This is a genomic window from Caballeronia sordidicola, from assembly GCF_000729995.1.
GTDB classification, from domain to species: Bacteria; Pseudomonadota; Gammaproteobacteria; order Burkholderiales; family Burkholderiaceae; genus Caballeronia; species Caballeronia sordidicola_A.
On the sequence record NZ_JNFG01000214.1, the window covers coordinates 105,081 to 131,275 of the forward strand.

Here is a 26,195-nt window from a genome sequence, read left to right on the forward strand (position 1 = left end):
GGACCAACGCTTTGCCACGGAGTCGTCAAGTTCATCATGAACATCCTCGTCCTTGACATCGATTCGTTCGTAGATCTCACGCGCTGGCGATGGGTGCTGAGGGACGCACATGGTCAGTTCCTTGGGGACCATGAGGTCAGGCTCGATCCGCGCGTTGCCGAGTACGAGGGCTTTCTCGATCTGGCACAGTACGTCTGGCGGCGAGCATCACCGGACCGGCCGGAGGAGGAAGCGGCAGAACTCGGAGCCTTTGGAGACTGGCTAAGCGATAATCTTTTCGGCACCCTGACGCGGATCATGCGCGATTATGCGCCGGTGACTGTCCGGGTCGTCGTGCCTCGCGCCGCGGAGGCTCTTGTTCTGCGGCCCCTGGAGGCAACGACCATCGAGGGTGTTCCGCTTACGCTGGCAAACATCGCGCTCGTCTTCGAGGTTCTCGATGATCCAATAGCCCCGCGCGGAGAGGGCACCGGCGCTGCCGTTCGCATTCTGGCGGTTTTCAGTTTGCCGCCGGAGGAGTGCCCGCTAAATCTGCGCGAGGAACGGCAGGCTCTGCGCCGAATGGTTTCTGAACTAGAAGGTGGAGCGCGGCATGCCGCCATAGAGCTTCGAACACTCCAATATGGCGCCACTCGCGAGACGTTGCGCGACGCACTGGACGAGGGCGAGGGTTGGGACATTGTCCATTTTTCGGGTCATGGGATGCCCGGTCAGCTCTCTCTGGAAAGCACAAACGGTTCGAGAGACGTTGTAGACGCGGAGGAACTTGCTCAAATCCTGCGTGAGAACCGGACTCGACTGAAACTGGTCACGGTATCGGCGTGTCATTCAGGTGCAGGTTCGCTTGCCGCACTCTTGGCGGCAATTGGAATCGACCCACAAACTATCGGCCTGGACATCAGGGACGAGGCGTCTTCGGCGACGCCACCTATCGCGCGGGCCCTGGCGTCGGCTTTGGATTGCGCCGTTGTGGCCATGCGGTTCCCTGTTGAAGATCAGTTCGCTATTGGTTTTGCCGATACGCTCTACAGGCAGCTTCTCAACAAGCATGTCTGCCTTCCACAAGCGTTTCAACGCGCGGTAAAGGCAGCGGCAAACGCACCGCAAACCAGTCCGCTGTCTGCGGTGACACCCGCCTTGTTTGGCAGACAGTCTGTCGATCTGCGCCTCGCGCTGCCGAAAGTGACGCGCATGACATTTGCGCCCGCTGAAACCGGGACGTTCAACTTTCCATCGGAACCGAACCGTTTCGTTGGACGCGTCGCGTTGATGACTCGGGCCAGTGCGGCGCTTGCCTTCTCAAGCGGCAAAGTGGGTGTGTTGTTCCATGGTATGGCAGGCGCCGGCAAGAGCGCGTGCGCAGTAGAACTGGCATACCACATGAGGCAGACGGCCAGGTTCAAGGCTTGGGTGTGGTTCGAGGCGCCCGATCGCGAGCGGGATACGGCAACGGCGCTTCGTGATCTGGCGATGGCAATGGAATCGCAACTTCCCGACTTCAAGATGCTACACGTGGTCGGCCGACAGGTCGATTTCGCGAAATGGCTGCCGCGCTTTAAAGCTCTTCTGGCACAGCAGGCCGTTCTGGTCGTGCTGGATAACATCGAGTCTCTCCTGACCAACGAGGGGCAATGGCGTGATCCGCAATTCGGACAGTTCGTTGAGGCGCTCCTTGCCCATAGCGGATTGTCACGCGTAATCCTTACCAGCCAAACTCGGCCGGCCCTGTTGCCGGCAGCCCTTTTGGTAGAACCTGTTCACTCCCTTTCGCTAGCAGAGGCGGCTCTGCTGATGAGCCGGCCGTCACGTCTGTACCGCTTTTTCAACGGGAATGCGGCCGAGCGCGCTCTCGCTCGCCGTCTGCTCAATGTTGTGCAGGGGCATCCAACGCTGATCAAGCTGGCAGAGGGGCTGGCGACTGACACGAGTGCGCTGGCGGCCCAGATCAAGCACACCGAAGCGGTATGGAGGGCAGATGGCAGTCCCATCGACGCATTCTTCCACTACGGCGAAAGTCAAGTGTCAGACCGAGGTTTCATTTCGGCGCTCGCTGATTGGACGGATCGTGCGGTAGCCGCCTTGCCGCCGGCCAGCAGGGCTTTCCTGCAAATCCTCTGTGTGATCGAGGCTGACGACAGGACGGATAGCGTGCTCAATGCGGTATGGGGAAGCCTTGCTGCTGCCATCGAGATGCCGGCGCTGCCAGATCTTCCTGACGACGATTTGTGTGCGCCTGTTCTGCGAGCTGGATTGATCGCGCGCACGGCGGAAGCGGACGTTGTCGGCTGGTCGATTCACCCGGCCATTACGGCCCGTGAGGTGGCGACCACAAATCCCGCGCTTCGTAGGTCGGTCGACGAAACGCTCGCAGGTTTTTGGTCGTCCGCCTATCAGTGGAGTCAGACTGCCGAAACGCAGGGGGCCGGAAAACTGCTTGTGCGCAGCGGAATTTCCGCCGCTCCGTACCTGCTACGCCTCGGTAACTGGGGGGCCGCCAGCGCTTATCTTGAGCATGTTCTGCTCCGTGATGACTCGTCGGCAACCGCAGCTGCGGTATTGCCATGGCTCAGGAAGATTGCTGGCGCCACGAGCGGCACAGCCGAGGAACTTTACGACCGGGCAAAGCTAGCTCGTGCGCTCAGATCGATCGGTCAAAATGCGGAAGCCGAAGAGGAAATGCGCCAGGTTCTCGCGGCTGCGGTTGATCGCGGACAGTTTCGTGTGGCTTCTGCAGTGGCCGGAGATCTCACCAATTGGATCACGTTGGCCGGGACGCTCGATGATGCCTTGGCCATGGCCGATAGGAAGATTGCGTATTCAAAAGCTGCGGGCCTGGGGCCGTGGACGCAACTCGCCGACGAGGGTAAGAGACTCGTCGTGAAGTCCGCCAAGGGGCGCTTTCAGGAAGTATTGAATACAGTGCTGTTGCTACAGGAGCGCCTCGCAGGGCTGCCGGAAGCCGGCGAGAACGAGACCGCAATACCCTGGAATGTGCGCGAGACGCTCCTTGATATTGGGCGGTCTGCGTCTCTTCAACTGAGACAATGGGATCGTGCACTGCAACTGAATGAGCAGATCAAAAAGAGCCAGGCTGAGCGCAATGCGGGGGATCTTCAACAAGCAAAAATTGAATTCAATGACTACCAGCCGCTGATTGAGCTACAGAGCTATGGCGACGTTCGCAAGCTCATCAACCGCTGCCGCAGGACGTTCGAACGCGAAGACGACATCGATGGCCTGGCTGCCATCTTCTCGGCAACCGCAAGTCTGGAACATGCGCTCCATGGTCCCGGTGCCGCGATACCGTTTGAAGAAAGGGCTCTGCGTTACCACTATCGCGCGGGGATGCCTGGTACCTGCGCGCTTAGCCATTACAATCTGTCGAATTACATTTTGTGGGGCCACGGAGCGCCTATCCGTTCGATTGCCCACCGTCTGGCTGCCATTACCATAGGTCTCCTGACGCAGTCAAACATGTTGAAAACGGGCTTCAACGCATTCGTCGTCGAGATATTGTCACTCGGTGCCAAGGCCCGCGAGGCAATGCCGACGACGTTTGCAGACCTGTGCACGACTGTCCAGGCCATAGAAGGCGTATATTTTGACACCTTGATCCAGTCGCTCAACACCGAAGGCGCCAACCTCGATAATCTCGTGCTTGCCTTGGTCGAGCAGGGCTTCAAGTTGGCCGAAGGTACAACAGGCTTGGGTTAGACCTGGAATCCAAATGGCGATTCACTTGCTGACGGGATAAGGTCAGTGATCTGTTCGCACGGTGGCAGTTGCTGACCCCTCCCTGGTCGCCGGCATCCGGCTTTAGTGCCGCACCGCTCTCAACTAGTGTGGTCCCCGGGCGATGCAATCAGGTGGCGTCCTGACCTGCTATGGGTTTGAACAACCACGGGTACTGCTCGTTCAACTGCTCCTGATGCTCTGGCAAATCCTTTGCCCCGGCAACCGCACAATAGCCGCGCGGTCCGATCTAGTGGTGCGGATGCAGGTTGGTGATGTCGCTATTTCAAGAGGGTTTGATAAATGAAGCGCCAAATAGGTGCGGCGTAAGCGCCCGGTCATCCCATCTTGACCTGTAGGTACCGAGCGCGTTGACTACGAGGCCTCATCGGGCCCGAATATTACGGCCGAGAAAAATCAAAGCTTTTTCGTGCGCGGCGATTTGCGCACTGGCGCATTGCTTGTGCGTACGCCAGCGGTCTGCTTTGTCTTCGGCACCTTCTGATTTGTGGTGGCATTCTTCAGTGATAGCGCCAGTTGGTCTCGCTGCTCACGTGCCTGCGCCGCTTCATCGATATAACGCGCGTTCACGGTGCGCAGCGCATCCAGCTTACCCTCCAGCACACCGACTTGCTGACGCAGATTACCGACTTGCCCTTGCAGCTTCTGCACGTCGTCGCGATGCCGGGCGTCCCCCTGCTCCCGTTTTCGCGCAGCGGCGTCAAGTTCCTTCTGCAAGCGCGCGGTCGCCTGCCGCTCACGGTCGATTTCTAGCAGCGGCCGAGTTTCGGCGGCTTTGAGTCGCTCCTGCGCCAGCCTGCCGTCGGCGCGCAGCTTGTCCAGTTCAGAAGCGAAGTCATGGCGGGCGGTTTCAAGCGCTCGCTGCAACTGCTGCTCGCCCTTTTGCGCAAGGCCCAGTTGGTCTTGTAACGCGGATGCAGCGGCCACGGAGATAGCCAGCGCCTGGTCAAGTTCCGTGACGCGGGTTTGCGCTCCGTCCAGCGCCGCCGCACTGCCTGTCAGTTCCTGCCGCAACTTGTCGCGTTCGGCCTCGGCCTGAGCCTCCCGAGCCAGCGCCTCTGCGACCAAGCGTTGCGCCTCGAGCTGCGCGGCGGCCAACTCCTCTTGCGCCATATCGACCGCCCGCGTCCAGAGCGCGGCGGCCAGTTCACCGGTCGCGGACTGCAGTTCCGCCGGCAGGTCGGGGTGCTCGATGCGCACCCGGCTCTTTTCACGGAGAGTCGCCCAAAAACGCGTCAGCGCCTCGGCCGGCGCGTTCATGCTGCCCTTCTTCACCAGCTGATAGAGCCGGTTCGCGGTGGGCGTGATGCCGTGCCTAAAAAACAGCAGCACGCAGACCTCGCGATACAGCTCCTGTGTGCGCGGAAACTGCGCGCGCAGCTGGTCGATTTCCTGCGCGATGTCCGCGTGCAATTGCGCCTCCAGGGCGGACGAAGCATCCATGGCGAGCAGTTCCGGAGAATGAATATGTTGATAATATAACGTATAACGTTAATTAACTTGAAATAGAAGATTGAATTTAGACATTATGACGATAATGTCGAGTAAAATGACGCATTGTGCGAATTGAGCATCTCCCGTCGGTTTAAGCAAATGTGTACCCATTCTTAAAGACTTTTTGTTCCCAGCCCCTGGACCGAAATCGTCGTGCTGATGCACTTGGCAGCCGGTGTTGGGCTCAACCGACGACCGGCAACGCGGAACATTGACGGGCACGAACCGGGCAACGATGATCCGGGACGCCAGCAACCCTACAAAATTGCTTAATGTGTCAGCCGAAGGAACAATTTTGGTTAAAACTTTTTAAAGCAAATTTGTTCCCAATGATTGACGTTGCCGCCAACTTGCCATTACTTGACGGGAACAAAATTACTTAAACCAACGCCTCTCCCCGTCATGCCGTTTCCTGAGCCCCTCCGCGTGTCCGACGGCACCCTCGTGCCGCTTGAGCAGTTTTCTTTGCCGGCCGAGCTCGACGGTGGCCTCGGCACGAACCGCGCGCTCGGCACCCGTCCTCAAATTGCTGCGCAAAACGACGTCGACGCCATAACGGCGTGGCTCGCGCGCTTCGTCGACACGAAGGCGACCTTCGATACCTATCGCAAGGAGTCCGAACGCCTTCTGCTGTGGTCGACCACCGAACTGCGCAAACCGCTCTCCTCGCTCACGCACGAAGACCTGCTCCTCTATCGGCGTTTTCTGGCAGACCCACAACCGGCGCAGCGTTGGGTCATGACCGGCCGCAAAGTGGCCCGAGCGGATCCGAAATGGCGGCCGTTCGCGGGACCGCTCTCCCCCAGCAGCGCGCGACAAGCGTTTGTCATTCTGAATACGCTTTTCGCCTGGCTGGTTAATGCGGGCTACCTGGCCGGAAATCCGCTGTCGCTCTCGCGCCAACGCGCCCGCAAGGCCAAGCCGAGGGTGACGCGCTTTCTGGAGGACGATCTCTGGCAGGCCGTCAAAACCTCGATCGACGCGATGCCTCGTGACAGTGCGCGCGAGCGAGAACACTACCTGCGCGTGCGCTGGCTGATCTCGCTGTTATATCTGATGGGGCTGCGCATCTCGGAAGTCGTGAGCAACCCGATGGGAGGCTTTTTTAGACGGCGCGATCGCGATGGCCAGGACCGATGGTGGCTGACGATCGTCGGCAAGGGCGACAAGGAGCGTTTGCTGCCGGCGACGACCGAACTGATGGCGGAGCTCACACGCTATCGCCGGCACTACGGTCTGGCTGCCCTCCCCTATGGCGGCGAAACGACACCACTGTTACTGCCGATCGGCGGAACTCACCGGACGATGACACGGGGCGCCGTGCACCTGATCATCAAACAGGTGTTCGATAATGCGATCGGGCACTTGCAATCGACGGGCGAAGCGCATGAGCGCGCCGCGGATCGGTTGCGCCAGGCGTCTGCCCATTGGCTGCGGCACACAGCTGGCTCGCACATGATGGATGGGCAAGTCGATCTGCGATACGTCCGGGACAACCTGGGGCATGATTCGATCTCGACGACGAGCCAGTACCTGCACGCGGACGACGACGACCGTCACCGTGCCACAGAGGCCGGATTGAGACTCAACTGGTAGCAATTTGACCGTCGATTCGAGCTCTCATAAATTGGTCGGTGACCGGGCCGCGCCGAGCGGCCGCTATGCAAATATCAACATAGCGACCCGTTGCTGCCTGTCGATCTAAAGCGGCGTCGACGCCCGTTGAAGAACAACGGCCGGTTGCCAGCGGGTATAGCCTCCCGGCCGACGCGGCGGGTCGGGAGACACGCAGGCGCGCCTCATCGCGTCACACAAACGACCCCGACAAGTGTTTATTGTTCGGAAATGCCCGGGGTCCGTAGCCCGTCTTAGCGCGCGATCAATTTGCGACTTCACCACGCGTCGTACGAAGTTTTCCCCGATAATGACGCCCAGTCAGGGATGAGCGTCGATGCGCCTAGGTCCCATCGCTACGGGAGGTCACCATGCATCTCGCCGGCACCATACTTCCTATCTTTGCCATCATCCTAACGGGATGGCTTGCCGGCGCCCTCGGCTACCTGCCGCGCGCGCTGGCTGCGCCGCTGATGCGCTTTGCCTACTACGTGGCGATGCCGTCCCTGGTCTTCCAGACGATTGCCGACGAGTCGCTTCACTCGCTCCTTGACTGGCGCTTTCTTGCTGCGTTCGGCGGGGGTTCCATGATCTGCTTTGCGGCCGTAGCGATGTTTGTGCGAATCGCGTGCAGCGCAGGCGTGGGAAAGAGCGGAATACTGGCCGCTGCCGTGTCGATGACGAACACCGGATTCGTCGCACTCCCTATATTGAAGACGCTTTTTGGCCAGCCGGGAGTGCTCGCAGCTGCGATTGCGACCGTATTCGTCGGCGCGATGATGTTTCCAATACTGGTTCTACTGCTCGAGATTGGGCGATACGACACATCGCACAACGTACGGACGGCCGCGCTGATGCGGCAGATCGCCACCAATCCCGTAATCCTTGCCACGATTTTCGCACTGCTTTGGTCGATCCTCGGTTCGGAACTGCCCGGGCCGGTCGCGTCGTTTCTCACGATGCTGGGCGAAGCCTTGACGCCATGCGCGCTGTTTGCAATTGGACTTGATCTGACACTCTCCGAACTGCGCGAACGCTTGGGTCTCTATGCGTTGCTCACGGCGCTTAAGCTGGCCATCATGCCACTCGTGGTCTACGCGCTTTGCCTTGCGGCACACCTCGACCGGACGGCGACTGTAGCCGCTGTTGTGTGCTCTGCCGTGCCCACCGCCAAGAGCGCGTACGTGCTCGCGGTTGAATACGACGTCGAAAAGACCGTAGTGGGCGCAGTGATCTCGATGACTACGCTCTTTTCCGTCATCACGCTGCTCGGTTGGCTTTACATTCTGTAGCGCGGACTCACCATGGCGTTGTCAACTTGCCGCGAGTGAGACGGCACGATGACCGGTGCGACGATCGGTCAGAAAGCGATCGGCGGATTTTGGGTGACTTCGGCGAATTCGCGCCAAGCGGCGAACCGAGCAGCAAGCTGTTTGCGATAAAGCGAAGCGCGCAGCAGATGCCGCTTGAGAGCGAAATGTTGCCTGATTGGTCCGAAGCACGAGAGAAATTTCTGTGTGCGTTTCGGGTCGCGAAAGCCACGCATGCGACGCTCGCGCTCACGCGTCGGTTGGTGGCTATTCTCTGCGCGGTTGTTCAGCCGGGCTGCCGCTTTGACGAACACGTGCTTCACGTTCGCCAACTCGGGGATCTCAGCCTTGGCCGCGGGGTAGCTGCGCAACTGATCGGTGACGATCTTGCGCGGCACGGGGTTCGAGCGCAGCACACGCTTGAAGAAACGTTTGGCCGCGGCTTTGTCGCGCCGCTTTTGTAACAAGATATCGAGTTCGGCGCCATGCTCGTCGACCGCACGCCACAGCAGGTGCGGTTCACCACGCAGCCTGACGAACATCTCGCCGAGGTGCCATGTGCTACCCGGCTTACGTCGCACCGCTTTGACCCGGTGAGCGAAGCCCTTGCCAAACTTATCGCACCAGCATCGGACTGTCTCGTATGTCACCGTCACACCGCGCTCGAAGAGCAGTTCCTCGATGTCGCGCAAGCTCAACTGGAAGCGGAATACCAGCGCACAGCGCAACTGATGACCTCGGCTGGGAAACGGTGACCGTGATAGAGCGATTTCGATTTCTTCATCACGCCATCTTACGTGACCGGCCCAGCAACCTGACAACGCCCCCCTGACCAACCAGGGGTAATCGTCCTTTTCGTGCAAAATCTGGCGGTTTGTTTCGAAATGACAATAAAAATCAATGACTTGCTGTGACCGAGATTTCGCGAAACCGCGTCCTTTAGATGCAAAATTTGGCGCTTTTACTCGGCCGCGCCCGCAAGACCCATGCGCATCCGGTAATCCACGAGCAACTGCTGCTGCGCATCGAACTGTGCCGCGAGCTTCGTCAGATCAGCGGTAAGCAACTCACGCGCCTCGCGCGCCTGTCTCAGTTCAGCGGCCTGTGTTCTCCCCGCTGTCTGCAACGCATCGCGTTCAGCCTCGGCACGCGCGTGGTCGGCAAGCGCCCGGTTCAGCGCAGACTGCAGTTGCTCGCCTTGTGCGTGCTCTTCGCGCTGTCGCCTGGTCGCGGCGCCGGCCTCGGCGACGAGCCGTGCATTGTCCTTGTTCAGTTGCGTGATTTCGTTCAGCTTGACATTGGGCATCCTCACCGATACCGAACGAAGCAGACTATCGCGGCAACTAGAAGGGTCGCGCTAATAAGCGCGAAGCCCGCTGCCTGCACAAAGTCGTAATGATATTGGTATCGAAAGGCTGCGGGATCAATAGCTAACGAGATCGTACTATAGCCCCGACTGCCTTTCGGGATCACACCAGTCTCAGCCGCCCCTTGGACGATGCGCCAGTCCAAGTAGGCCAGCAAGCCAAAGAAGGCTGCGCCTCCGCCAAAAATGTGCGGCCCCTTGTTCTTCATGTGCGCCCTTAGAGGGGATTCCGGTCAGAGACGACTTCTTCGCCGTATTGCGCACCAACGCAGTACGCAGAGGGGATTGTGAACGATCTGAATGGCGGTGTCGATTGACCGGTTGTGGCCGACCAGAGACGGATGAAGACCGTCTCTGGTCGGCCCATTTCTGTCCTTCGATCGGCCGACTTCAACGGTAGCTTTTAAATTGTATTGATTATTCGTGGAGTGGCGTCGGCCGGCAAGTATTCGACGACTATAGCCATTCGCGGGCCCGCTAGCTGGTGCCAATGCACGCTGGAAACAGCACTGTGCCGATATCTATCGGGGAATATCGGTGCTCACGACTATCGAATATTTCCATATAGAAAAACGAAGTGACCCTTTGAAGAGTCCCATCTCTTCAAACAAACGGCTTTTAGCTTTCTTGTCCGCAAACGCTATGCGGAAATCGAGCGCTGTTTATCCTGCTTCTTATCTTTCAAGAGCCAAGAGGGCAACATCGAACGCAAAGAGTCATTGCGGTCAATAAAATGGTGTTTTAGCGCCATCAGCACATGCCCAACCACAAGGACCGCGATGGTGTACGCGAGTACAATGTGCGTCTGCTTAAAGAAGGGCGCCAGCGCCGGTGTCTTGGCCATCAGGGGTGGTAGAAAGAATAGCTTTGCAACCGGAATCGGATATCCCGCAGCCGAGCTCCACAACCAACCGGACATCGGCAGCGCAACCATACATAAATAGAGAGCCGTATGTCCCAGCAGCGAAGCTTTGTGTTCGAAAACCGGCAGATCACACGATGGCTGAGGTGCTCCATGCACAAGACGCCACGCGATCCTCGCGGCGACAAGAAACAGGGTGACGGTCGCTATTGACTTGTGCAGCATGATGCTGTCGGCCTGAATCTTCTGCGGTACCGTCAGCGTGCTCGAATAGTAACCAACTGCCCATGAACAGATGATCACAACCGCCATGGTCCAGTGAAGGACCTTGGCAGTAGAAGAATATTGTCTCCGTTCCATCTCTTGCTCCGGGTAAGCTGCGCTCCGCACGGTATCTCTGGATACACTTCGGCGCTAGTTGAGGGGCGAAAATGTCTCCGTTCTACGTGACGGAGGTCGGTTCCATTTGTATTGAAGTGAATCTTCGCGAGTCAATTTCCAGACGCTGGTGGGGAGGGAGCTTGCTTCTGTTGTCTCGCATTTTTCTCAGCGTTACGGAAATTCTCAGGATACTGGTTCGGATCGGCCGACGGCCCGTACCCCTGCTGTTCGAGGCTCTTCAGTTGAGCGTTTTTCGCCTGACGGGCCTGTTTGCGTGCTGCTTTTCGATCGGCCTTTTGTTGAGCCCTGAGCTCAGGCTTACTCATTGAGGCTGGATGGTCAATCGTGCCGGACTGACTTGGCGCGCTCGCAGCATGTTGCTGAGCAAACGCCAAGTACGGAAGCGTCGCGATCAAAATAACTCCAGCCGATCGTGCGTTAAATTTTTTCACCATGGTCTCCAGAATAAGTATTACTGATAAAACATTTCTGTCTGACAAAGCACTCGCTTTGGATGACGCACACTTTACGTTTCTCTCTTCGAAGGCCCCACCGCTGTCATCACACGCACGTGACTCGTTGCATCCCCAATCCTTCAATGCCTGCTTCCATCACATCCCCGGGTTTCAAATACCTGCCGTAGTGGCTACCTATGCCTGGCGGGGTGCCGGTGCAGATAAGGTCGCCAGGCTCAAGCGTCGTGAACCTGGATAGGTATGCGACCTGCTCTCCAATATCAAAGAGCATGTCGCTAACAATCCCCTCCTGCATCAGAGAACCGTTCAAACGGAGCCATGGCCGCAGCGCCGCTACATCACATATGCTCCAGGCTGGGACAAACCATGGGCCGGTCGGCAGCCACCCGCGTGTCGACTTCGACTGCAACCAGTCAGTACCGAAATTCGGAAGGTCTTTGCGAAAGATGCGATCCCGCAGGGTAATGTCGTTGACCACGCAGTATCCCGCTATACAGTCCATTGCACGTTCAGGGCTCACGTTAGAAATACTCCTGCCGATGACCGCACCCACCTCAACTTCCCAATCAAGTGTCTTAAGGTGCTCGGGGACCTCAAGCACGTCGTAGGGTCCTGCTACGCTTGCAGTACCCTTGAAGCCTACATATGGAACTCCGCTGCGTCGCCGGTCTTCGATGGCGGCTTGTACTGCTTGCCGGCGCGTTGACGCACTGTCGCAGTTCGCCCCTTCTTCCGCGTCTTCAGCAGCCTGGAGAAGCTGGCTACGATAGTTCCCGATCGTGCAGAAAACCTGTCCGGGCGAAACAGGTGCATGCACTCGGACGTCTGCTATCGGCATTCCTCGGTTGGTGATAGCGTCGACAGTCGCAGGGTCGTCGAACAGTTTTTTCAGCAACGGCGCATTCGCGGCCCACTCGTCAAAGAAAGCCTCCATGGACCGAATGCCATGTAAGCCACTTGACTCCCAATAGGACAGCGCTAGCACGCGCGTGTCGAATAGCAGCGCGGGAAATGGTGCACAGTGAGCCGCTGAAACGTTAACAAGTACAGTAGACATCTTTATATCCACTCCATCACGTATCTGAATTTCGGCAACAGCACACGTTTTATTTATTTGCACTGCGAAGTACGTTAATTTTTATGAGGTTTATATTTAACAGGGGCCAGTGTCATGAGTTTCAAATTCATTACATTATTTATCCCCTTGTTTGTCTTTCCTATATTGGGTCCTACTCGAACGTCGATACGACAACACAGCGCCTCTTCAGTGTTTTCGCGCGAAGCATGCTTCAGCGGCTTCAACGGGCGTCAGCCTGGCGTGGAAGTAGCCTTGAAGAAGTTTTACGGTCGCGGCGTCGGGTTCGTACGGCGATCCGATAAAGCCCCTTGCGACGGCTGCGTCGTACCAAGCACATGTCCACGCGTCCAGATCGCGCACGTAATCGCGCGGTAGATGGTTCAATTCGTCAAACATAGGAGCCCCTCTCGGTCGTGGACGCGACCGGCGTTCGATCACATCTACAGATATCCCAATCGCGCCGCACGTCAAAAAACACTCATCGCCGGGCGATCGGCATCAGGCGGGAATACGTCCCAGGTACCGTCGTCTTGGCGGAAGAGATAGAGTGCGAACGCGCCTGTCGATAGCGATGCCTCGACGCATACATAGGGCCTCTGATCCGAGCGTGCACGAATTCCTCGTGTTACCCGAACCGACAGTGCGGGAGCTATCACAAGCCACTTTTCGACCATGGAACGCAAGGACCTTTCAGTCTTTCCCATTGGTTTCTCCTTCAATCTCGTTTCCGCTGATGCGCTCGGACGACGTTCCCTTTTTCACCCCGCATGTTGTACCTAAGGAGCTCAGTCCCTTCGTACTATTCACAAGGTGCTACCGCGGCAACGTACCTGTGGTTACCAGGGCATAGATTTGTATGCGAATTTATAAGTCGTGACACTATGCGTCGCCGTTCCGGGCCGCAACGGTCATTTTTGCGGGCGTTGACTTTCCGCTTTCTCCGCGCCTGCGGCGTGGCGCGGTCTCAACCAGGAACAGGGCAACGATTGCACCTATGGCAAGGCTGCAGAACGCGAAGTCAAGGGTGCGAGCGAGACCGTAGTGCTGGGCGATAAACCCGGCCACCACCGGTGCGACTCCGCCTCCGAAGGTCTCCCCCACCCCAGAAACAAAGCCGATCGTTGACGCTACCAATCCAATAGGGGCGGCTTCGGTTGCGACAGGACCGCTAAGCAGGCTCAAGAGTCCCATGGCGAACATGGCTACACCAAACAGCAAGATGAACAGTAGCGTCGTGTTGGGGCCGGTATTGGAAAACAGGTACAGAAGCATAGCTGCACAGACGAAGCCGATTACCGCGGTAGGTCGACGACCAATGAAGTCCGATATTCCTGCCACGGCGAAGCAACCTACGAAGCCACCGAAACCGACCGCCGAAGCGACGATTCCCATGCTGCGCATGTCAAGGTGTACTACCGAAACCAGATAAATCGGCACCATTGCACCGATGACAAAGATCCCACTCATCGCGCACAAAATCGATACCGTCGCGACTGCGACATTGCGGCTGGCAAAGATCTCAGTCCAGGCCGGCCGTACCGCATGTACGTGGCCGGTTTCCGTGGCAGACGCGGGCTTGTCGTGCACGTAACGCCAGATCAATGCGGCCACGATCATGCCGGGAATTGCCGAGATGGCGAAAACCCAGTGCCAGTTCGGCACTACCTGCAACAATTGTGTGGCGAGAATCGGCGCGAAACCAAGGCCCATCAAGGGGATCATGCTGATCTGGATGCCTTGGTTCAACCCCCGCCGGGCTGGCAGTGATGCCTCACTGTTCGCGGCAATGCTTGCCGGCGTAAACGCTCCTTCTGCCACGCCCATGGCCGCCCGCAAGAGCAACAAACTGATGAATCCCGTGGCAAAGCCAGAAAGACTGGACAGAACGGAGAAGGTGACCATCGTCGTCACGAGAATCTTCTTTCTTCCGATACGGTCCGCTAGCGGCCCCATGGCGATCGACCATAATCCCCAAGCGACGCCCAAAACGCCAATCAGGGTGCCCAACTGCGAATAGTTCAGATTTAGATCCCGCATCATGTGCGGAAAGAGCGGCGCCATGAGCCATCTGTCGAACCCAACAAGTCCAAAACCGAAGCCGAGAAGGGCAAGCGTACGGCGCTCGTAGCGCAGATCATGCGGGGGTACGGTCATCAGTTGTCTCCAATTTCAATTTGATTTCGTTTTTTCCGCCGGCCAGTCGTCTGCCGAGCCACGCCAGCTGCCGGGCCCACGCTGCAAGCCGCGGCTTGGCCACAGACAAGCGAGGTTGCCGCGTTTCTTCGAACGATTGGCAATCGGTGTCGCGACTTGCGGCCGCTGCAAATCCGCACGGCTGAATGGCTTCAGCGCTAGCGAACGGGTGTGATTCAATGCGCTAACGTTAGCATAATATTAGTCGCAACCAAGCAGCCCGTCAAAAAGAAATTGGCTATTCAAATGCGCTTACGTTAGCATTATGTGTGCAAAACCCAATCAGGGTATTTCGAGTGTTAACACGCGTCGCAGCTCTTCGGGAGGCCGTTTAGCGGTGTAATTGACTGCTAGCCCCCGGCTGCGCACTGGGTGATTTCGAGACGCTCGCGCTGTGCTATCGTCATAAAAAATTTCCGAGGCCATATATGGTTACGATCAAAGACATCGCTGCCCGCTTGCAGGTTTCGCCGTCGACGGTGGGGCGCGCCCTGTCAGACGACCCGAGAATCAGTGCGGCCACGAAAAAGAAAGTCGCTGAAGTTGCGAAAGAAATGGGCTACGTGGCTAACCTGGCTGCCCGGATGATGCGTGGCGCATCGAGTAACCTCGTCGGGTTCGTCATCCCAGATATCCGAAACGGCTTCTACGCGACAATTGCTCATGCACTATCGAAGTGTCTCCAGAGCGCAGGCTTTCAGCTCGCTCTGTCGGAAACTGAAGACGACCGCATGGCCGAGCTTCAGAGCGTGCGCGAATTGGCCAGCGCGAATGTCGCTGGCATCATTATTGTTCCGACGGCAAAACCTCATCGCGAAACGGTGCGCTTGCTCAAGCTTTCCCCGCATGTTCAATTGCTGCGCAGGCACGCAATGATTGGCGATCAATGGTTCGGAATTGATGATACGCAAGCATTGTCCGAAGCGACGGCTCATCTGGCTCAGCTCGGACACCGCCGTATCGCATACATCGGCGGTACCGACGAGCTGCCAACGGGTGCAGCGCGGTTGAAGGGATACCGCGAAGCATTGCCCTCTGGCGAGCCCGAAGATGCTGCTTTGGTGCATCTGGGCGCTCCAGGGGCAATAGAATTTGGTCGCGACGCGACACGTCGGCTGTTGTCGCTCGCCAAGCGTCCAACAGCTATCATCGCGGGCTCCGTGCAAGTGACCCACGGTATTCTTCAAGAACTCACGACACAAGGCGTACGTGTACCCGACGAACTGTCGGTCGTGGGCTTTGGTGACGAACCCGGTTTCAGCTGGTGGGGACCGGGCCTGACAAGCATCGGCCTTCCCGTCAGTGACCTGGCCACCGCCTGTGGACTCTGGTTCATCCATCAGATCAAACGGAACGCTGTTCAATCGACTAACTATACTTCAGTCTCGCAGGCGACCCTTATCGTACGTGGTAGCACGCGCAGACATGGCGCGCCTGCAAAATCGTCGGCCCGGTCTGCCACGCACGGGCTGACGGTGTGATGACTGGAATGAGGCAAGCGCGCCCTGCCCTGCACCGTATCCCCCAACCATCGAACGAACCCCATAGCTCGCCGAGCGTCCGAAGAGGTCGCGCGCAAGAGTGAAGGCACTTATAAAGCGCTCGTTAGTTCGGGCACGACTGTGAACAGATCACCCACCAGGCCGTAATCGGCGACGTTGAAGATCGGCGCCTCTTCGTCCTTGTTGATCGCGACAATGACCTTCGAGTCCTTCATGCCGGCGAGGTGCTGGATCGCGCCGGAGATGCCAACCGCGATGTACAACTGGGGCGCGACGATCTTGCCCGTCTGGCCGACCTGATAGTCGTTCGGCACATAGCCCGCATCCACTGCTGCGCGCGACGCGCCCATTGCCGCGCCGAGCTTGTCAGCCAAGGGCTCGAGCACCTTCGTGTAGTTTTCGCCGCTTCCGAGGCCACGGCCGCCCGACACGATGACGTTCGCCGACGTCAGTTCTGGACGGTCCAGCTTCGTCACATTGCGACTCACAAACTGCGAAATACCTGCGTCTGCGGCTGCTTCGATTTTTTCAACCGCTGCGCTGCCGCTTTGCGCTGAGACCGGATCGAAACCGGTTGCACGAACCGTGATGACCTTGATCGGATCAGCGGATTGCACGACCGCAATGGCGTTGCCTGCATAGATCGGACACTCGAACGTGTCGGGGCTAGCGACGGCCGTGATGTCGCTGATCTGCGCAACATCGAGCCTCGCCGCGATACGCGGCGCGATGTTCTTTCCGTACGCTGTCGCTGGCGCAAGGATGTGCGAATAGTTTCTCGCGATTTTCAGCACCGTCGCTTCGACGATTTCCGCGAGGCCTTCGGCCAGTTGGCGTGCATCCGCCAGAAGTACCTTTGCGACGCCTTCGACCTTCGCAGCGGCATCCGCTACAGGCTGCGCGTCGTGACCGGCAACGAGCACATGAATCTCGGCGCCGATCTCCTGAGCGGCCGCCACCGTGTTCAACGTCGCTGCCTTGAGCAATACGTTATCGTGTTCAGCAATTACCAGAATCGTCATTTCTTTCGTCTCCTCTTTACGTGGTTCGCGTTGGATCAAAGGACCTTGGCTTCGGTCTTAAGCTTCTCGACCAGCGCTTTCACATCCGGCACTTTCACGCCAGCGGAGCGCTCAGGCGGCTCACTGACTTTGAGCGTCTTCAGACGCGGCACGACATCGACGCCCAAGTCTTCCGGCTTCAGGATTTCCAACGGCTTTTTCTTCGCCTTCATGATGCTCGGCAGCGTCACGTAACGCGGCTCGTTCAGGCGCAGGTCGGTGGTGACCACGGCCGGCAGCGTCAGCGACAGCGTTTCAGCACCGCCGTCCACTTCGCGCGAGACGGTGGCTTTGCCGTCGGCGAGCGTCACCTTCGAGGCGAACGTCGCCTGCGGCAGGTTAGCCAAAGCAGCCAGCATCTGGCCGGTCTGGTTCGAGTCGTCGTCGATTGCCTGTTTGCCCAGGATGATCAGTTGTGGCTGTTCGCGCTCGACCAGTGCCTTCAGCAGCTTGGCCACCGCCAGCGGCTGCAATTGCTCGGTCGATTCAATCAGGATCGCGCGGTCCGCGCCGATCGCCAGCGCCGTGCGCAGCGTTTCCTGACATTGCGCGACACCCGCCGACACTACGATCACCTCCGTCGCCACACCGGCTTCCTTCAGACGCACCGCTTCTTCCACGGCAATCTCGTCGAACGGATTCATCGACATCTTCACGTTCGCAATGTCGACGCCCGTGCCGTCCGATTTCACCCGGACCTTCACGTTGTAATCGACCACTCTTTTCACTGCTACGATAACCTTCACGGTGCTTGTTCCCTTAATAATTCACGGCAAGAACAGATTGAGGCTTACCAGGTCGAGTACGGCATATCCGGAGGAACTGTCAACCGCAAGCCGACGATCAATACGAGTGGAACCCAGTGCCAGTCTTTCGGCCGAGCCGTCCGGCGTCCACCATTTCTCTCAGTAGCGGTGCGGGACGATACTTCGAGTCGTTGAAGTCACGATAGAGCACCTCCATGATGGCGAGTGTCGTGTCCAGCCCGATGAGGTCAGCGAGCGCCAGCGGACCGACAGGATGATTTGCGCCGAGCTGCATGCCCGCATCAATCTCCGGCGCACTAGCCAGCCCTTCCTGCAATACGAAGATCGCCTCGTTGATCATGGGTATCAAGATACGATTCACCGCAAATCCGGGTGAATTCTTCACGCTGATCGGCGTCTTGCCAACGCGTGTTGCCAGTGCCATCGTTGCCTCGTAAGTTGCATCGGTCGTCTCGATGCCACGAATGATCTCCACGAGTGACATCACTGGGACCGGATTGAAAAAATGCATTCCAATAAAGCGGCCCGGGTTTGACATTTTTGTCGCCAAAGCCGTGATAGATACGGACGACGTATTCGAAGCTATCAACGCTCCCGCTTTGACCACCTTGTCTAATTCGCGAATGATTCGCTCTTTTATCTCGACGTCTTCAGTAGCCGCTTCGATCACCATATCGCACGCCACGAAGTCATCGAACGTTATGCTTCCCCAGAGATGAGCCGATGCGGATTTAGCATCGGTCGAGCTGATTTTCCCCTTACTCACCTGGCGCTCAATGCCTGCGTGAACTTTCTCAAGACCACGTTCCAGCGAATTCGCCGAGACGTCGCTGAGGATCACGTCCAGGCCTGATGCTACGCACACCTCAGCGATGCCACAGCCCATTTGGCCCGCGCCTACGATTCCAACAGTTTGCATTTCATATCACCATTACATGTTTGGATAGTTTGGACCACCACCGCCTTCGGGCGTGATCCAGACGATGTTCTGCGCTGGATCCTTGATATCGCACGTCTTGCAGTGCACGCAGTTCTGCGCATTGATCACAAGGCGCTCGTTGCCGTCGTCGTTCTCTACGAATTCGTACACTGCGGCCGGGCAATAACGCGACTCCGGGCCCGCATACGTCTGCCAGTTCACCTTCACCGGCACCGACGGATCTTTCAGCGTCAAATGCAGCGGCTGATTTTCCTCGTGATTTGTATTCGAGATGAACACCGATGAAAGACGATCGAATGTCAGCTTCCCGTCCGGCTTCGGATACACAATCGGCTTACACTGTGAAGCCGGTTTCAGCATCTCGTGGTCCCAGTGCTTGTGATGCAACGTCCACGGCACATTGCCACCCAGCAGCTTCTGCTCGATACCGACCATCAGCGTGCCCAGGTATAGGCCCCTGCCCATCCACTGCTTGAAGTTGCGCGCACGATGCAATTCCGTGTGCAGCCATGACGCCTTGAACGATGCCGGATACGCGCTCAGTTCGTCAGCCTGACGTCCAGCCTGCACAGCGTCGAATGTCGCGTTAGCAGCCAGCATGCCGGTCTTGATTGCCGCATGACTGCCTTTGATACGCGATGCGTTTAGGAAGCCCGCCTCGTCGCCCACCAGCGCGCCACCCGGGAACACCAGCTTGGGCAGCGACAGCAGGCCGCCCGCGGTGATCGCCCGCGCGCCGTACGAGACCCGCTTGCCGCCTTCCAGTACCGCGCGGATCGCGGGATGCGTCTTGTAGCGCTGGAATTCCTCGAATGGTGACAGATAGGGGTTCGTATAGCCGAGGCCGACCACGAAGCCCACCACCACCTGGTTATTTTCCATGTGATATAGGAACGAGCCACCGTACGTGTCGTTCTCCAGCGGCCAACCGGCCGTGTGCATCACTAGACCCGGCTTGTGCTTGGACGGATCGATTTCCCACAATTCCTTGAGGCCGATACCGTAGACCTGCGGATCGACGCCTTCGCGCAGCTTGAACTTGTCGGTCAGTTGACGGCCCAGGTGCCCACGCGTGCCTTCGCAGAAGAGCGTGTACTTCGCGTGCAGTTCCATGCCGAGCTGGAAGTGCTCGGTAGGTTCGCCATCCTTGCCGACGCCCAGGTTGCCGGTGGCAACCCCTTTTACCGAGCCGTCGTCGTGATAGAGAACTTCTGCGGCCGGAAAACCGGGGAAAATCTCGACGCCCAGTGCTTCCGCCTGCTTACCGAGCCAACGCGTGAGATTGGCAAGGCTGATCACATAGTTACCGTGATTCTTGAAGTTATCGGGCAGCGCCCAGTTCGGCACAGCCTTGGCGCCCGTTTCCGATAGAAACAGGAACCGATCCTCCCTAACCTCGACATCTAGGGGCGCGCCTTGTTCTTTCCAGTCGGCAATGAGTTCATTGAGCGCACGCGGGTCCATCACGGCGCCCGACAGAATATGCGCTCCTATTTCCGCTCCCTTTTCGAGCACACAGACGCCTATCTCGACGCCTTTTTGCTCTGCGCGCTGCTTAAGGCGAATCGCAGCCGACAGGCCCGCAGGGCCACCGCCGACGATCACCACGTCGTACTCCATCGACTCACGCGAGCCGCTATGACCGGTATTGTTCATACGGACGTATTCCAAGATTCAGTCAACTACAAAAAGCGCCGCCGGGAGAAAGTGTGTCGCCTGCGTTACCTCCGGACCTCAGCATCCCGATGCCAGTCAATGCACATGTCCCCTTCAGCAGTGACACCCGAGTGGCCGCACGCTCCGTCAAACAATGCTCCCTCTACGAAGCTGTTCGACGTCCGCGTCGCTGAGAGCGAGCCATGAACTCAGGACCTCGCGTGTATGCTGTCCGAGCGTCGGCGGTGCTTGGCGATAACTGACGGGCGACTCGGACATATGGATTGGGTTCGCGACAAGCGGTACAACTTTCGAGAGCGGATGATCCATCTCAATGCGCATCTCTCGCGACTGCACATGTGGATCGGAAAATACCTTATCCAGGCTATTGATCGGACCACATGGCACCCCGACGGTCTCCATGATAGAGATCCATTCGTTGGTATGACGACGCTTCGTGACGACCCGAATCAGATCGATGAGCTCCTGTCTGTGCTTCACCCGTTGGGAGTTCGTCGCAAACCGCTCGTCCGTTGCCCATTGCGGGCTGCCGAGTGCGGAGCATAGGTTAGCGAACTGGCCATCGTTGCCAACGGCGATGATCATGTAGCCGTCGGCCGTCGGAAAGTCCTGATAAGGCACGATGTTAGGATGCGCATTTCCCATGCGTCGTGGTAACAGGCCTCCGACAAGATAGTTCGCCGCCTGATTTGCAAGGCAGGCAATCTGCACGTCCAGCAATGCAAGATCGATGTTCTGTCCTTCGCCGGTGCGCTCACGTCGGGCCAATGCAGCGAGGATTGCGACAGTCGCATAAAGGCCGGTCATTACGTCCGTGAGTGCGACGCCAACTTTGAGCGGTCCCTCACCTTCTGCGCCGTCTTCGCGCCCGGTCAGACTCATCAGTCCGCCCATGCCCTGAATGAGGAAGTCGTATCCGGCGCGCGGCGCATACGGTCCCGTCTGGCCAAATCCGGTTATCGAGCAGTAAACCAATCTTGAATTCAGCGCTTTAAGGCTTGCGTAGTCCAGACCATACTGAGCGAGCCCTCCAACCTTGAAGTTCTCGATTACGACGTCCGCCTTGCGAGCCAGCTGTTTGACCAGACTTTGGCCTTCGGGCTGGCTGATGTCTATGGTGACTGATCTCTTGTTGCGGTTGGCGCTAAGATAGTAGGCAGACTCACCAGTCGACGCACCGTCCTCATCGCACAGCCATGGCGGCCCCCAGGCGCGGGTATCGTCTCCCGCGCCTGGGCGTTCGACTTTCACGACGTCCGCACCCAGGTCTGCGAGCAACTGCCCTGACCATGGACCTGCCAGCACACGTGATAGGTCAAGCACGCGCAACCCCGCAAGCGCACCTTGATTGAGAATGTCATTCATGGTGTCAGAACGCCGCAATGCCGGTGATAGCACGGCCAAGAATAAGCGCGTGGACGTCGTGCGTACCTTCGTACGTATTGACCACTTCAAGGTTCACGAGGTGTCGTGCAACGCCGAACTCGTCGCTGATCCCGTTACCGCCCAACATGTCACGTGCAAGACGCGCGATGTCGAGCGCCTTGCCGCACGAATTGCGTTTCATGATTGAAGTGATCTCGACAGCGGCGGTTCCTTCGTCCTTCATGCGGCCCAGCCGCAGACACCCCTGCAAACCAAGTGCGATCTCCGTTTGCATGTCGGCCAGTTTCTTTTGAATGAGCTGGTTTGCCGCAAGCGGCTTGCCAAACTGCTTGCGGTCGAGCACATACTGCCGCGCGCGATGCCAGCAGTCCTCAGCCGCTCCCAGAGCGCCCCAAGCAATTCCGTAGCGCGCACTGTTCAGACAGGTAAAGGGGCCCTTCAGACCGCGGACTTCTGGGAAGGCGTTCTCGTCAGGGCAGAACACCTCGTCCATCACGATCTCTCCTGTGATGGACGCCCGGAGGCCGACCTTGCCGTGGATGGCTGGTGCCGAAAGTCCTTTCCAGCCTTTTTCGAGCACGAAACCACGGATCGCGCCTTCTTCATCTTTGCCCCAAACGACGAAGACATCCGCAATCGGGCTATTAGTAATCCACATCTTGTTGCCGGTTATCTGGTAGCCACCGGCGACTTTTTTTGCCCGCGTGATCATGCTGCCAGGATCCGAGCCGTGATTGGGTTCAGTCAGGCCGAAGCAACCGATCAGTTCACCCGCTGCCAGGCCGGGCAAGTACTTTTGCTTGGTCTCTGCGTTGCCGAACGCGTTGATCGGCACCATGACAAGAGAGGACTGTACACTCATCATGGAGCGGTAACCCGAATCCACCCGCTCCACCTCCCTCGCGACCAAACCGTAGCATACGTAGTTCAGACCTGCGCCACCGTACTGCTCCGGAATCGTGGCTCCCAGCAAACCGAGATCACCCATCTCACGGAAAATACGCGGGTCAGTCTGCTCACGCCGAAATGCATCCAGCACACGCGGTGCGAGAAGGTCCTGCGAGTACACGCGTGCGGACTCACGGACCATGCGTTCTTCTTCCGTCAACTGCCGGTCCAACAGCAGCGGATCTTCCCATTCAAACGATACGGACTCGTGCTGGCTACTCATGTTGTACTCTGTGAAGGTTGTCGCGTGACTGATTCAAGGGCGGTCATGTGACACCACAACCGATCTATTTTCATTGACCTGTGCGAAAAGCGCATGTGTCAGTGGCACCGCACACGGCCATCGGCGACGGGCAGGTGAAGAGGAAACTGGTACGCAATACTCAGGTTCCCCTTCACCACGACACTTTCAGAAGCGCACGCGCAACCCGGCGCTCGTCAGGAACTGCTTGTTGGTGTACGACGGCCCGCCGCTGCCGCCAATGAATGCGCCGCTAAAGATCGTCCCGCTTGCACCGGTCACGTGTTGATATTCAGCCATCAGGTAGACGTCCGTGCGCTTCGAAAGTGCGTAGGTAGTCATCAGGTTGAACTGGTTCCAGCGCGGCTTGGCAGACACAGCAGCATTTGAATAGTTGCTGTCCGTAAATGTGTATGACCCCGCCACCGTCCATGCCGGGGTAATCAGGTAGCGGATATTGGCTTCGTAGTTATTGAACGTCAAATCTGTCGGCTTGCCTGTCGACACGGGACTGAGCGTGCTGCCTCGATAGACCGCGGTCGCATTGTTATACGCCGAGTGGCTCCAGACGAGGCCCAACGTCGCCCCACCGATCACATATGCTCCGCCAACACCCCACACCTGTTGCCGGGCGGCATGGAAGGTCGCGTCTCCCGAAGTCGACGAGCCATCCAGCGCGCCGGCGCTACCATTTCCTCCGTTATCGATGCGCATGTATGCGGCGCTGAGAGTAATCGGACCGCGACTATATGTTGCACCGGTGCTAAAAGCACGGTTCTCCGTGAAGGCGCCGGCCGTGTTAGAGAATGCGTAGAGGCCGCCGAACTTTAGCCCGCTAAAGTCAGCGCTCGCAAACTTCACAGTATTATCGAGCCGGAAAAAATCGCCGAAGTTGTCATTGTCCATCGGGTGCATAAACTCCAGTCCACCGACGAAACTTTGTGCCAGACTTCTCGCGGCCAGGTAGTCGACAACCGAGTCATACTGTCGACCGAGTGTGACGGTCGCGTAAGGGGCCGACAAGCCCACAAACGCCTGCCTTCCGAACAGCCGGCCGCCCTGCTGCAGCCCCCCGGTCGTACCGGTAAAACCGTTCTCAAGCTTGAACAACGCCTGCAGTCCGCCGCCAAGGTCCTCGTTTCCAGTCACACCAAATCGGTCACCAACTATATTTCCCGTGGAAGCGAAGAAGTTGCTTTTCCCGGTGCCACTTGCGGTCCGCTGATCGTTCACATAGGACACGCCATTGTCAATGAGCCCGTAGAGCGTAACCGTACTTTGGGCATGTGCAGCTACACTGATACAACCTAAAAATACGGGTACGAGAAGCCGTTTCATTGTTTGTCTCCAACCAGTTCTAAGGTTTAGTTATTGTTGCAACGAATTTTTAATGCAGGCTTGATTCACGGGTATTGCTCGATCCAACCCGACCTGTCAGACAGGTCCGCCCACCGCATCGCAGTTTGCCGACACGGCAAAAAGCTCGCGATCATGCGCTTACAGAACGGGCGTGATAGCCCCCGGACGTGCGCTGACCAGGAAGGTGCCTGGAGCTGGAAACGCTCCAACGTGCGCGATAACGCATTTCGGATAGGCAAGCGATGCGCGAACGCTTTTTCTCGCATGCGCATAAAACCACGAACCGCATCGATGCGGCTAGGCATCGCTGATCGCACCGGTCCGGCTTCTGCCTGACTCGATTGCTAATGCGAGTTCCACGCCATGTACAGTCATGCTCACGCATTTGGCTTCCTCCGTTCTTTAGTCATCCTTACAGTTGTGCAATTGCATCGCACCAATGACAGGCGACCCGCTGTTGCACCATTCGTTGCGACGGCCAGAACCAGTCTGAGTCTGCCTTCTTTGCGCTAACGTTAGCATTTGAAATTAAGTTTAGTCATTGTCGCTAAATGTGTCAATCAGGTTTTCATCCCGGCCCAGACGGCTTTATTGGCCCGTAAGCAGACGCTTTTGCGACTTCGGTGATTTTCTCTACGGGAATTTTCCGACTTGGCATACGCTCCGACGTCGTGCTAACGTTCGTGCAAACTGCGGAAAAACATGCTTTCACAGGAACAGTGACTGACGAAGGTCACTATTCGCCAGCCGCTGTGCCGTTGGGCTCTCGAAGCGCAATCAGCCCTCACCCGACATCGGACTCCATTCCATGACTCATACCGTGTTACTGACTGACTACGCCTGGCCAGACGACAGCGTAGAACGAGAGATCGTCGAATCCGCCGGCATGCGCCTTGTGAGCGGACCGGCCGTCCCGCTGCCCGCTGCCGGAATCGAAGAACTGGTCCGCGAGCACGCTCCCGCGGCCATCCTTACGTGCTGGGCTCCGGTGTCAGCCATTGCGATTGCAAGTGCGCCGGCGCTGAAGGTTGTCGCGAGACTGGGGGTGGGGCTGGACAATATCGCGGTGGAAGAGGCGACCAAATATGGGGTGATCGTGACAAACGTCCCCGACTATTGCGTCGAAGAAGTGTCTGATCACGCCGTCGGTTTCGCGCTCGCATGGACGCGCGGTCTCGTGTCTTTTGACCGCGAAGTCCGCGCCGGCCGTTGGGATCCTTCAAGCGCCCGTCTTCGCCGGCTGGCCTCCCTGACTTGCGGGCTCGTTGGATTTGGCCGGATTGCGCGCGCCACGGCACGCAAGCTCGGCGTGTTCGGATGTCGGTTACTGGTCAGTGATCCCTATCTGCAAGAGGACGCCGAAGGTGTTGAGCGGGTCCTGCTTGACGACCTGCTTGCGCAAAGCGACATCGTGATCGTGCACGCACCGCTTACAGATGGCACCCGACATCTCATCAACCGCGATGCAATCGCAAAAATGCGACCGGACAGTCTGCTCATCAACGTAAGCCGTGGAGGCATCGTTGACACCGACGCCGTCATCGACGCTCTGCAGACCAAACATCTGTCTGGCGCCGCTCTGGACGTGCTCGAGTCCGAACCGTCGGTCCCGGCAGAACTTCTTTCTCACCCAAACGCCATGTTGACGCCTCACGTTGCGTTTTCATCCGACGCGTCTCTGGTCGAGCTGCGCCGCCGAGCCGCCGAGGAAGTTGTCCGGGTGCTGCGGGGCGACGCCCCCCGCAACGCCTGCAACCCGCCCCGTGCCAACCCTTAAGATTGCAGAA

Annotated in this window: 18 protein-coding genes and 1 pseudogene; 5 read left to right on the forward strand and 14 right to left on the reverse strand. The window is 58.0% G+C overall.

Annotated features, from left to right (window positions below):
- Positions 1 to 36 precede the first annotated feature (36 nt).
- Positions 37 to 3,714: a CHAT domain-containing protein gene (locus FH08_RS0145020; RefSeq protein ID WP_031364654.1), complete on the forward strand. Its 3,678-nt coding sequence runs from the start codon at positions 37 to 39 to the stop codon at positions 3,712 to 3,714.
- A 435-nt stretch (positions 3,715 to 4,149) separates the two neighbouring features.
- On the opposite strand, the gene FH08_RS0145025 is transcribed toward FH08_RS0145020, so the two are convergent.
- Positions 4,150 to 5,196, reverse strand: a complete 1,047-nt coding sequence (locus FH08_RS0145025; RefSeq protein WP_051889013.1) for a DNA-binding protein — start codon at positions 5,194 to 5,196, stop codon at positions 4,150 to 4,152.
- Positions 5,197 to 5,649: 453 nt separating this feature from the next.
- Here FH08_RS0145025 and FH08_RS0145030 point away from each other — a divergent pair, with 453 nt between their 5' ends.
- Both FH08_RS0145030 and FH08_RS0145035 read left to right on the forward strand, forming a co-directional pair.
- Positions 5,650 to 6,843 (forward strand): tyrosine-type recombinase/integrase, encoded by a 1,194-nt coding sequence (locus FH08_RS0145030; RefSeq protein WP_051889014.1) that lies wholly within the window; start codon positions 5,650 to 5,652, stop codon positions 6,841 to 6,843.
- A gap of 389 nt (positions 6,844 to 7,232) precedes the next feature.
- The gene (locus tag FH08_RS0145035) at positions 7,233 to 8,153 is read left to right on the forward strand and encodes an AEC family transporter (protein WP_031364657.1); all 921 of its coding nucleotides are present in this window, start codon (positions 7,233 to 7,235) and stop codon (positions 8,151 to 8,153) included.
- A 68-nt stretch (positions 8,154 to 8,221) separates the two neighbouring features.
- Here FH08_RS0145035 and FH08_RS49095 read toward each other — a convergent pair.
- The 6 genes and pseudogenes from FH08_RS49095 to FH08_RS0145075 all read right to left on the reverse strand — a co-directional run bounded on the left by FH08_RS49095 (position 8,222) and on the right by FH08_RS0145075 (position 14,488).
- Positions 8,222 to 8,955: pseudogene (locus FH08_RS49095) on the reverse strand (IS6 family transposase).
- 177 nt (positions 8,956 to 9,132) lie between these two features.
- Entirely contained in the window at positions 9,133 to 9,477 is a 345-nt protein-coding gene (locus tag FH08_RS0145045; protein WP_031364658.1) for a hypothetical protein, read from the reverse strand.
- A gap of 700 nt (positions 9,478 to 10,177) precedes the next feature.
- The gene (locus FH08_RS0145055; RefSeq protein ID WP_031364660.1) at positions 10,178 to 10,759 is read right to left on the reverse strand and encodes a cytochrome b; all 582 of its coding nucleotides are present in this window, start codon (positions 10,757 to 10,759) and stop codon (positions 10,178 to 10,180) included.
- Positions 10,760 to 10,890: 131 nt separating this feature from the next.
- Positions 10,891 to 11,235 (reverse strand): hypothetical protein, encoded by a 345-nt coding sequence (locus FH08_RS0145060; protein WP_051889015.1) that lies wholly within the window; start codon positions 11,233 to 11,235, stop codon positions 10,891 to 10,893.
- A gap of 106 nt (positions 11,236 to 11,341) precedes the next feature.
- Positions 11,342 to 12,313: a fumarylacetoacetate hydrolase family protein gene (locus tag FH08_RS0145065; protein ID WP_051889016.1), complete on the reverse strand. Its 972-nt coding sequence runs from the start codon at positions 12,311 to 12,313 to the stop codon at positions 11,342 to 11,344.
- Positions 12,314 to 13,213: 900 nt separating this feature from the next.
- Positions 13,214 to 14,488 (reverse strand): MFS transporter, encoded by a 1,275-nt coding sequence (locus tag FH08_RS0145075; protein ID WP_031364664.1) that lies wholly within the window; start codon positions 14,486 to 14,488, stop codon positions 13,214 to 13,216.
- A gap of 467 nt (positions 14,489 to 14,955) precedes the next feature.
- Between FH08_RS0145075 and FH08_RS0145085 the strand changes: the two genes are divergently transcribed.
- Positions 14,956 to 16,008: a LacI family DNA-binding transcriptional regulator gene (locus FH08_RS0145085; protein ID WP_031364666.1), complete on the forward strand. Its 1,053-nt coding sequence runs from the start codon at positions 14,956 to 14,958 to the stop codon at positions 16,006 to 16,008.
- A gap of 110 nt (positions 16,009 to 16,118) precedes the next feature.
- On the opposite strand, the gene FH08_RS0145090 is transcribed toward FH08_RS0145085, so the two are convergent.
- From FH08_RS0145090 to FH08_RS0145120, 7 genes are all read right to left on the reverse strand, one after another.
- Positions 16,119 to 17,051, reverse strand: a complete 933-nt coding sequence (locus FH08_RS0145090) for an electron transfer flavoprotein subunit alpha/FixB family protein (RefSeq protein ID WP_031364667.1) — start codon at positions 17,049 to 17,051, stop codon at positions 16,119 to 16,121.
- Between the two features lie 35 nt (positions 17,052 to 17,086).
- Positions 17,087 to 17,836 carry an electron transfer flavoprotein subunit beta/FixA family protein gene (locus tag FH08_RS0145095; protein ID WP_031364668.1) on the reverse strand — a complete coding sequence of 250 codons (750 nt, stop codon included), beginning with the start codon at positions 17,834 to 17,836 and terminating at the stop codon, positions 17,087 to 17,089.
- A 97-nt stretch (positions 17,837 to 17,933) separates the two neighbouring features.
- Positions 17,934 to 18,776: a 3-hydroxybutyryl-CoA dehydrogenase gene (locus tag FH08_RS0145100; RefSeq protein WP_031364669.1), complete on the reverse strand. Its 843-nt coding sequence runs from the start codon at positions 18,774 to 18,776 to the stop codon at positions 17,934 to 17,936.
- A gap of 12 nt (positions 18,777 to 18,788) precedes the next feature.
- Positions 18,789 to 20,453 (reverse strand): electron transfer flavoprotein-ubiquinone oxidoreductase, encoded by a 1,665-nt coding sequence (locus tag FH08_RS0145105; protein ID WP_031364670.1) that lies wholly within the window; start codon positions 20,451 to 20,453, stop codon positions 18,789 to 18,791.
- Between the two features lie 147 nt (positions 20,454 to 20,600).
- The gene (locus tag FH08_RS0145110; protein ID WP_031364671.1) at positions 20,601 to 21,839 is read right to left on the reverse strand and encodes a CaiB/BaiF CoA transferase family protein; all 1,239 of its coding nucleotides are present in this window, start codon (positions 21,837 to 21,839) and stop codon (positions 20,601 to 20,603) included.
- 4 nt (positions 21,840 to 21,843) lie between these two features.
- Positions 21,844 to 23,031, reverse strand: coding sequence for an acyl-CoA dehydrogenase (locus FH08_RS0145115; RefSeq protein ID WP_031364672.1), 1,188 nt, complete (start codon positions 23,029 to 23,031; stop codon positions 21,844 to 21,846).
- A gap of 186 nt (positions 23,032 to 23,217) precedes the next feature.
- The gene (locus FH08_RS0145120; RefSeq protein WP_031364673.1) at positions 23,218 to 24,387 is read right to left on the reverse strand and encodes a porin; all 1,170 of its coding nucleotides are present in this window, start codon (positions 24,385 to 24,387) and stop codon (positions 23,218 to 23,220) included.
- An 829-nt stretch (positions 24,388 to 25,216) separates the two neighbouring features.
- Here FH08_RS0145120 and FH08_RS0145125 point away from each other — a divergent pair.
- Complete coding sequence (locus FH08_RS0145125) at positions 25,217 to 26,185, forward strand: C-terminal binding protein (protein ID WP_031364674.1); 969 nt, start codon at positions 25,217 to 25,219, stop codon at positions 26,183 to 26,185.
- Positions 26,186 to 26,195: the final 10 nt, after the last annotated feature.

Coding starts and splice junctions, on each gene's coding strand:
- FH08_RS0145020 (WP_031364654.1), top strand. CDS start 37: ATGAACATCCTCGTCCTTGACATCGATTCGTTCGTAGATCTCACGCGC.
- FH08_RS0145025 (WP_051889013.1), bottom strand. CDS start 5,196: ATGGATGCTTCGTCCGCCCTGGAGGCGCAATTGCACGCGGACATCGCG.
- FH08_RS0145030 (WP_051889014.1), top strand. CDS start 5,650: ATGCCGTTTCCTGAGCCCCTCCGCGTGTCCGACGGCACCCTCGTGCCG.
- FH08_RS0145035 (WP_031364657.1), top strand. CDS start 7,233: ATGCATCTCGCCGGCACCATACTTCCTATCTTTGCCATCATCCTAACG.
- FH08_RS0145045 (WP_031364658.1), bottom strand. CDS start 9,477: ATGCCCAATGTCAAGCTGAACGAAATCACGCAACTGAACAAGGACAAT.
- FH08_RS0145055 (WP_031364660.1), bottom strand. CDS start 10,759: ATGGAACGGAGACAATATTCTTCTACTGCCAAGGTCCTTCACTGGACC.
- FH08_RS0145060 (WP_051889015.1), bottom strand. CDS start 11,235: ATGGTGAAAAAATTTAACGCACGATCGGCTGGAGTTATTTTGATCGCG.
- FH08_RS0145065 (WP_051889016.1), bottom strand. CDS start 12,313: ATGTCTACTGTACTTGTTAACGTTTCAGCGGCTCACTGTGCACCATTT.
- FH08_RS0145075 (WP_031364664.1), bottom strand. CDS start 14,488: ATGACCGTACCCCCGCATGATCTGCGCTACGAGCGCCGTACGCTTGCC.
- FH08_RS0145085 (WP_031364666.1), top strand. CDS start 14,956: ATGGTTACGATCAAAGACATCGCTGCCCGCTTGCAGGTTTCGCCGTCG.
- FH08_RS0145090 (WP_031364667.1), bottom strand. CDS start 17,051: ATGACGATTCTGGTAATTGCTGAACACGATAACGTATTGCTCAAGGCA.
- FH08_RS0145100 (WP_031364669.1), bottom strand. CDS start 18,776: ATGCAAACTGTTGGAATCGTAGGCGCGGGCCAAATGGGCTGTGGCATC.
- FH08_RS0145105 (WP_031364670.1), bottom strand. CDS start 20,453: ATGAACAATACCGGTCATAGCGGCTCGCGTGAGTCGATGGAGTACGAC.
- FH08_RS0145110 (WP_031364671.1), bottom strand. CDS start 21,839: ATGAATGACATTCTCAATCAAGGTGCGCTTGCGGGGTTGCGCGTGCTT.
- FH08_RS0145115 (WP_031364672.1), bottom strand. CDS start 23,031: ATGAGTAGCCAGCACGAGTCCGTATCGTTTGAATGGGAAGATCCGCTG.
- FH08_RS0145120 (WP_031364673.1), bottom strand. CDS start 24,387: ATGAAACGGCTTCTCGTACCCGTATTTTTAGGTTGTATCAGTGTAGCT.
- FH08_RS0145125 (WP_031364674.1), top strand. CDS start 25,217: ATGACTCATACCGTGTTACTGACTGACTACGCCTGGCCAGACGACAGC.